The sequence below is a fragment of the Bradyrhizobium sp. P5_C11_2 genome (assembly GCF_054049755.1).
Genome location: NZ_JBFULT010000406.1, coordinates 1 through 6,963 on the forward strand (window position 1 = coordinate 1; position 6,963 = coordinate 6,963).

Consider the following 6,963-nt stretch of genomic DNA (forward strand, 5'->3'; position numbering starts at 1 on the left):
CGGTTTCGTTGGCCATGATCTCGGCGCCGATTTCCGTCGGCAGGCCGGTGACGACGTTGATCACGCCCGCGGGGATACCGGCGCGCTCGGCGAGAACCGCGAGAGCCAGCGCCGAGTAGGGCGTGAAATCGGAGGGCTTGATCACGACCGTGCAACCGGCCGCGAGCGCGGGCGCTACCTTGCGCGTGATCATCGCGTTCGGAAAATTCCAGGGCGTGATGATGCCGCACACGCCAATCGGCTCTTTGAGAACCACGATGCGCCGGTCGGCCGTTGGTGATGGGATCGTCGTGCCGCCAATCCGGCGGGCTTCCTCGGCAAACCATTTGACGAAGGAGGCACCGTAGCGGATCTCGCCCTTGGCCTCATCCAACGGCTTGCCCTGCTCGAGCGTCAGAACGCGCGCGAGATCGTCCAGATGCGCGATCATGAGTCCGTGCCAGGTCTCAAGAAGCGCAGCGCGCTCCGCGTTCGTTCTTGCGCGCCAGGCGGGGTAGGCCTTGCCGGCGGCCGCAATGGCGGCCCGTGTGTCATCCCGCCCCATGTCCGGCACCGTGCCAAGAACCATCTGCGTCGCGGGATCGATCACGTCGATGGTCTTGCCCGACAGCGCTCCTTGCCATTCGCCACCGATCAAGCCCTGCTGGCGGAAGAGCCCGTCGTCGCTCAGCTTCTGCATGTTCCGATCCTCGTCTGTTAAGAAATCTCTGAAAGCACTGCTGCGGTGATGGCGCCGGTCCGCTCCTTGCCTTGAACCGTACCGATGCCGCGGGAGGTGGTCGCCTCCAGCGCGGCCATGATGCGAGCCGCAGCATCGTGCTCGCCAAGATGGTCGAGCATCATTGCCCCTGACCAGATGGCTGCGATCGGGTTGGCAATGCCGAGACGGGCGATGTCGGGTGCGGAGCCATGAACGGGCTCGAACATCGAAGGGGCGCTGCGGTCCGGGTTGATGTTGGCCGAGGCGGCAAAGCCGAGTCCGCCCTGGATGGCCGCGCCGAGATCGGTCAGGATGTCGCCGAAGAGATTGGAGGCGACGACAACGTCGAGGCTCTCCGGCGCGAGGACCATGCGCGCGGCGAGCGCGTCCACGTGGTAGCTTTTGACTTCGACATCCGGGTATTCGGCGGCAATGCGCCGCGTCATCTCGTCCCAGAAGACCATCGAGAATTTTTGGGCATTCGATTTTGTGACCGAGGCGAGCTTTCCGCTTCGCTTGCGCGCCTGTTCGAATCCGAAGCGCAGGATTCGCTCCACGCCGGCGCGCGTAAAAACCGCGGTCTCGACTGCCACCTCGTCGGAGGTGCCCTGATGCACGCGTCCGCCGGCGCCCGCGTACTCGCCTTCAGTGTTTTCGCGAATGCAGAGGATGTCGAACTCGGTCGCTTTCAGCGGGCCGTTGACGCCGGCGAGCAGGCGGTGCGGCCGAACGTTGGCGTATTGGGTAAACTCCTTGCGGATCGGCAGCAAGAGCCCATGCAGCGACACGGCGTCTGGTACTTCCGCTGGCCAGCCGACAGCGCCGAGCAGGATTGCGTCGAACTTCCGAAGCATATCGAGGCCGTCGCCAGGCATCATCATGCCCGTGTCCTTGTAGAAGGCGCACGACCATGGAAATCTGGTGCCACTGAGCGCAAAGCCCGAATGCGTGGCGACAGCTTCGAGCACCGCCCATGCGGCGTCCGTCACTTCGCTGCCAATACCGTCGCCCGGAATGAGTGCAATTGCGTAGTTCTTCATGGAGCTTCTACAGGTGGATCAGCACGCTCTTCGAGCGGCGGTTTGCGTGATAGGCCTCGCGGCCGAGGTCCTTGCCGATGCCGGAGCGCTTGTAGCCGCCCGTCGGCAGGATGTGGTCGCGCGATCGGCCGTAGCCATTGACCCACACGGTGCCGGCGGAAAGTGCGCGTGTGATGCGCAAGACGCGTGAAAGATCGCGGGTGAAGACGCCGGCGGCGAGACCGTAGGTCGGGTGATCGGCGAGCGCCAATGCCTCTTCCTCGGTCGTGAATGTCTGCAGCGTCAGGACGGGTCCGAAGATTTCCTCGCTAATGGCGGGAGACGATTGCTTCACATTTGCAAGAAGCGTCGGCGCATAGAAATAGCCGTTGCCCTCCATCGGTACGCCACCCGTCAGACATTCGGCGGCTTCCGCACATGCTGCTTGCACGATCGCGTGAATTCTCGAGCGCTGCCGCTCCGAGATGATCGGAGAATAGGTCGTCGCGGCGTCCCAAGTAGGGCCTGCGCGAACGGCTTTCATGCGGGCGAGGATGGCTTCAACAAGTGGCTCGGCCACGGAGCCATGCGCGATCAGGCGCGATCCGGCGACGCAGGCCTGACCGGCGTTGGCGAGGATGCTGCCGGCAATCGCGGCGGCGGCCTGTTCGAGATCGGCGTCCGCAAACACGATCTGCGGGCTCTTGCCACCGAGTTCGAGCGTCATCGGCTTGATGCCGGAGCGCGCAACATTGGCCATGATCGCAGATCCCGCACCGGTCGATCCGGTGAAACTCACTTTGGCAATATCGGGATGTCCCGTGATGGCGGCGCCGGTCGTAGGTCCATCGCCGAGCACGACATTGATGAGTCCCGCAGGCACGCCCGCCTTGACCGCCAGTTGGGCGAGAAAAATCGATGAGAACGGCGTCATCTCGGACGGCTTCAGCACGACCGCATTCCCCGCCGCGAGGGCCGGTCCGAGCTTCCAGCCAGCCATCGAGACTGGAAAATTCCAGGGCGTGATGGCGCCGACGACCCCGAAGGGCTCGGTCATGATCATGCCGAGATGCTTGTCGTCGGTGGGCACGAGATCGCTGCCCTCCTTGTCGGCGAATTCAGCAAAGAAGCGAATTTGCTCCGCAGTGACCGCGATGTCTCCTGCACCMAGTTGACCGACCGGACGGGTCGAAGAAACCGCCTCGAGCTGAGCGAGTGCCTTGGCCTCGCTCTCCATCAGATCGGCCCATCGCCGCAGCACGTTGGCTCGCTCGCGCGGCCGCACGCCGCCCCAGTTGCTGGTCTTCAAAGCCTTCCTGGCGGTCTGGACCGCGTCGTCCACGATCTCCTCCGACGCGATGGGACATTCAGCGTAGAATGAGCCATCCGACGGGCGGCGCATCGGAAGCAGGCCGGGAGCACCCAGCAGCCGACCACCTATGAAGTGGCCGACGGGTAGCGAGATCTGCTCGGGGTCGAAGCTGAGGCTCATGACACTGTGACGTAGATCTTGCGGACGGTCTCGACGGTCTTCCACACGCCGGTAAATCCGGGCTTCATGAGGAAGCTGTCGCCAGCTCTGAAGGTCAGAGGAGCGCCGCCGTCGGGCGTRATCTCGACGACGCCCGAGATGACATGACAGAACTCGAAAGTGTCACCCTTGATGGAACGTGTCTCGCCTTGGGTCGCCTCCCAGACGCCGGTATGCACGCGTTCACCCTTGGCCACGTCCTGCGCCCAGGTCTTGTAGTTGGGGGCGCCGGCAATGAGCCGCTCCGGCAAGGGCGTCGATTCTTTCGGGGCGAAAGTCGGATTTGGATCAATCAGTTTCAGCAACATTTTGAGCTCCTCTCAGTAACCGCGAGTCCGATCCACGAGTCCGATGGGATCGAGACCCGCCTCGTGTCGCTTGATGTTGTCGATGACCGCGCGCGCAGCGGTTTCCGCCTGCGTTGCGCCTGCCACATGCGGGGTAAGCAGCACTCCGGGGTGAGTCCATAGCGGGTGATCGGCCGGTAGAGGCTCTGGTTCGGTGACATCGATCATGGCCCCGGCGAGATGACCTGTGTCCAGGGCAGCGAGCAACGCTAGCGGATCGAGCTGTGCGCCGCGCCCCGCATGGACGAGAGCTGCGCCTTTCGGCAACTGTGCAAACAGGTCGCGATCCAACATTCCGTGCGTTTCCTCCGTGAGAGGGAGCAGGCAGACGAGGATGTCGGTCTCGGCGAGCATCTGGCTGAGCCCGGCTTGACCGCAATATGTTGCAATTCCCTCGATCGTCTTGTCCGATCGGCTCCAGCCACTCAAGCCAAAGCCGAAAGGTTTCAGGCTCTCCAGCACGGCGCGGGCGAGTACGCCAAGCCCGAGCAGCCCGACCCGCCGATCGGCGGCCTGCTTCTGCGACAGCACCCGCCATTCACGTCGTCGCTGCAAATCGACATAGGCAGGAAGGTTGCGGTGGAGCGCCAACACCGCGAGCGTGACGTACTCCTGCATCATTCGGATGATGCCGTCTTCCACCATCCGCACGATCTTCACCTCGGGTGGAAGCGCCGCGAGCGGAAATTRGTCGACCCCGGCCCCGACCGAAAACAGGATCTCAAGATTGCGGTACCGCTCAAGCCCCTCCGGCACCGTCCAACTGATGACATAGCGCACCAGGCCAGAATCGACCGTGGCCGGATCATTCGCGAAGGAAAGGTCCGGGAGTTCGCGGGCGAAGGCGCTGCGAAACACCGCCTCACGCTGCGCGTCGGAATTAAAGAGAAAAGTCATGGGTCTATCTTGAGGCGCAGAGAATGGCGGGGTTCGCCGGACGGAGCCATCGTAACGGGCGGCGCCCTGGTTTCATGCCGAATGCGGTGGCGATTTGGTGGATTGTTTCGTGAGGCAGCCGTTCTGAAATGTATTCTGCCGCGACGCCTGATCTATGCTGAGATTGGCTGATGCCTTGTAACGAGTCCGAATTGCCACCATTCGAGCGGCGTCCAATGCCGATCAGAGGAACGACATGAAAAGTCGCGGTTCCGCTTCGCGGACGATCGATGCGTTCCAGGCGCGTGCGGTCGACATCGACACGGTCGACCTGGACCAGCTTCATGCGCTCTCGATCGGCGTCGGCTGGCCGCACCGCGCCGAGGATTGGCAGTTTCTGCGGGACGTCGGCCACGGCATCGTCGCTCACGATGAGATTGGACGGGCACTGGGCTCAGCGATGTGGTTTCCCCATGGCTCGGATTTTGCCACTGTTGGCATGGTCATCACCTCTCCCCGGCTTCAGGCACGCGGCACGGCACAGTGGCTCATGAAGCGCGTTTTTTCCGAGTGCAAGGAACGCAATCTCCGTCTCAATGCCACGCGCGCAGCGCGCAAGCTCTATCGTTCGCTAGGCTTCCGTCCCGAGAGGACGGTGTTTCAACGTCAAGCTGAGGCGCAGCGGTCCGACGAGATGCCCCGCACTCCGGAAGGCGCCGAGCTGCGTCGTCTGGACCAGGGGGATCTTGCGGCTGTCGCTGAACTCGATGCGCGGGGGTTTGGCGCATCGCGCGCAGAGCTGCTTGCTGCTCTCTTGCAGCAATCAGCTGGGCTCGGACTCTACCGGCATGACCGCCTCGAGGCCTTTGCGCTGTGCCGCCCGTTTGGACGCGGTCATGTCATCGGGCCCGTGGTGGCGTCAAATGACAAGGACGCGATCGTCGTAATCGCACCGCACATGACTGCCCATGAGGGAGAGTTTCTGCGAATCGATAGCCACCTCGCCAAGGGCGAGTTCTCCTCCTTCGTGGCGCGAGCAGGCCTTGCTGTTTTTGACACCGTTACGACGATGTCGCTGGGAGGAGACTTCCGTGACCCCAACGAGCATTCTGGAAGCATGCCCGTAACCTACGCACTGGCAAGCCAGGCGCTTGGTTGAGGCAAATCAATGGGTGTTCGCCGCGGGAGCGCTTTGAGCATCGCTTTCTTTAAGCGAACTGTAACGGCCCTAAGCGCCTGATCCGCTCTGTACGGAAAGGCATACGGATCGTGTATCTAAACGGCAGCTTTTGGCGCAAAGCGGCCGTTGGAGTGTACATATTGGATCTCAATGGCTCCTGCTGGCTGGACCTAGCTCAAACTTCCCCATGATGGCTTGGAGCGAGAATGTAAGTCTTTCAATCGGTTAATCTTACGAGAAGCGGACGAGGCGCTAGCAGTCCAGCAAGTCTCGTTTTGACCCTGGCTGTGTGAAAAGTCGCGAGTCGGCTATCTGCTGACCAGTTGACTGCGCCTGGATTCACCTGGCGAATTGATAAGGGAAACCGACAAATGGAGCAAATTGCCAACTGATAAGCTTTGGTCGCAAAGCTTATCAGTTGATGTTAAAGAGTGCGGTATGTTGCCGTCCGCGGCCGCGTCTCCATCGCACAGTTGCGTGGCGGATGGACGGCGAAATGGCGCCCGATGCGGGGAACGAAAGCGACTAAATGCCTCGACGCCGGAGCAAGTTGCTGGGTACGGCGTGATGGGATCCTAGTGTCGGTCGACGGGTTTCGAGACTCGTTGACGATGTGCGTGATCATTTTCGCCAAGTGGCACCAGCGACGGCCCCGGCCAACTCGCAGAGATTGGACGAGTGGACCTGCTTCTTGCATTCTGGCTCTCCGGGCGCCGCGTCGAGTTGCGAGCGCAACTCTCGTGCGACGCGGCTCGCGACCGTCTCGCAACATTGTGGACCTCTAGGAGGCTGCTAGCGTCTCAATGAATTCTTCCATTGACGGCTGCTGTGCGTATTGCAGCTTAAGAAGATCTTCAACCTTGAGATTGGTATAGCGCTGGAGTTGTCGCCAATCTTTGTGACCGGTGACCAGTGCTACCTTTTCAATTGGGAGTCCTGCCTCGAACAGGCGGCTCGTTCCCTCGTGACGCAGATCGTGGAAATGCAGGTCTTCGATCTTGAGTTCATCGCATGCCCGGGTGAATGCCGCGCTTACGGATCTGTGGTTATGGGAAAGATTCGTCCATAGCCTCGAGTCACAATCCGCTGCTGAAGCACGACCTCCCACGCGTCATAGCCGGTTAGGTTGAGCAAAGGGACCTTCTGGTCATTTCCATCCTTATTCCTTGGATCCTTTCTGTCTTGAATGACCACCAATCGTTTTTTCATGTCAACCAGTGGCCACTCGGGTTTGCAGATCTCTTCCTGGCGCAAAGTCGTCGCCACGGCATATCTGACGATCCGTCCCATCGGTATAAATTGCCGATGGT

Annotated in this window: 7 protein-coding genes and 1 pseudogene; 1 reads left to right on the forward strand and 7 read right to left on the reverse strand. The window is 61.4% G+C overall.

Annotation, left to right across the window (positions count from 1 at the left end):
- The 5 genes from ACXJL8_RS29175 to ACXJL8_RS29195 form a co-directional block, all read right to left on the reverse strand.
- Nucleotides 1-679: aldehyde dehydrogenase family protein (locus ACXJL8_RS29175; RefSeq protein ID WP_456686035.1), on the reverse strand; the 679-nt coding region annotated here is incomplete at its 3' end.
- 17 nt (nucleotides 680-696) lie between these two features.
- A complete protein-coding gene (locus tag ACXJL8_RS29180) occupies nucleotides 697-1,740 on the reverse strand; it encodes a tartrate dehydrogenase (RefSeq protein ID WP_456624245.1) in 1,044 nt (347 codons plus the stop codon).
- Nucleotides 1,741-1,747: 7 nt separating this feature from the next.
- Entirely contained in the window at nucleotides 1,748-3,211 is a 1,464-nt protein-coding gene (locus tag ACXJL8_RS29185; protein ID WP_456624246.1) for an aldehyde dehydrogenase family protein, read from the reverse strand.
- Nucleotides 3,208-3,558, reverse strand: coding sequence for a cupin domain-containing protein (locus ACXJL8_RS29190; RefSeq protein WP_456624247.1), 351 nt, complete (start codon nucleotides 3,556-3,558; stop codon nucleotides 3,208-3,210). Before ACXJL8_RS29190 ends, ACXJL8_RS29185 begins: the two co-directional genes overlap by 4 nt.
- Before the next feature lie 12 nt (nucleotides 3,559-3,570).
- Complete coding sequence (locus ACXJL8_RS29195) at nucleotides 3,571-4,494, reverse strand: 2-hydroxyacid dehydrogenase (RefSeq protein ID WP_456686036.1); 924 nt, start codon at nucleotides 4,492-4,494, stop codon at nucleotides 3,571-3,573.
- Nucleotides 4,495-4,729: 235 nt separating this feature from the next.
- Here ACXJL8_RS29195 and ACXJL8_RS29200 point away from each other — a divergent pair, with 235 nt between their 5' ends.
- Nucleotides 4,730-5,632 (forward strand): GNAT family N-acetyltransferase, encoded by a 903-nt coding sequence (locus ACXJL8_RS29200; RefSeq protein WP_456623777.1) that lies wholly within the window; start codon nucleotides 4,730-4,732, stop codon nucleotides 5,630-5,632.
- A gap of 802 nt (nucleotides 5,633-6,434) precedes the next feature.
- Here the strand turns inward: ACXJL8_RS29200 and ACXJL8_RS29205 are convergent.
- Nucleotides 6,435-6,761, reverse strand: coding sequence for a tyrosine-type recombinase/integrase (locus tag ACXJL8_RS29205; RefSeq protein ID WP_456623776.1), 327 nt, complete (start codon nucleotides 6,759-6,761; stop codon nucleotides 6,435-6,437).
- A pseudogene (locus tag ACXJL8_RS29210) lies at nucleotides 6,686-6,963 on the reverse strand (site-specific integrase); the annotation flags it as partial. The pseudogene ACXJL8_RS29210 and the gene ACXJL8_RS29205, both read right to left, overlap by 76 nt.